Raw genomic sequence first — 633 nt, forward strand, 5'->3', positions numbered from 1 at the left:
GCGGGCTCGTCGAGCGGCTCGGCCAACGGGTCGTGTCGTCGACCGAGGAACGGGTCGAGGTCGATGTCCGCGACGAGGCGCTCCACGTCGTGGTCGTGGAACGGCTCGTCGGCAGGCTCCGGTCCGGGGTCGTCGCTCACGTTCCGGGCACCTCCCGTCTCGTCGTCGTCACCATCCCCACCCTATCCGCGCGGCGCCGTTCACCTGCCCAGGGTGATGTCGACGCCCGCGCGCAGCTCGTCCTCGGTGTAGGTCAGCTGGCCGCGGCCGGGCAGTTCCACCACGTAGTAGGAACCGCCCGCGGGGACGTCGGGGAACGCGAACGTGAACGTGCACGAGGCCAGGTCGCCGCCGGAGTAGGCGAGCCGGGCGGTTGTGATGAAGGACGTCGACCTCTCGAGGAGCGTGATGGTGGTGCCCTCGCCGATGTCGGACAGGGAGACGGGCAGGTCGCAAGCGGTGTCGTCACCGGAGACGGGGTCCGCGGGCGTAGAGACCACGGTGAACGTGCCGTCGACCGCGAACGCCGCCGAGCCCTGCGCCCGTTCGGGCGGCGGGAGCAGTTGGGGGATCGGCCCGCGCGCGGCGTCGGTGCCGCGGCCGACGTCGGAGCCGGTGTCCGACCACGGCCCG

General features: G+C 72.5%; 1 pseudogene. It reads right to left on the reverse strand.

What is annotated here, in order from left to right:
* Positions 1–200 precede the first annotated feature (200 nt).
* Positions 201–633: pseudogene (locus tag HMPREF3086_RS18810) on the reverse strand (hypothetical protein); the annotation flags it as partial.

Source organism: Dietzia sp. HMSC21D01, assembly GCF_001815995.1.
Classification (GTDB): Bacteria; Actinomycetota; Actinomycetes; order Mycobacteriales; family Mycobacteriaceae; genus Dietzia; species Dietzia cinnamea.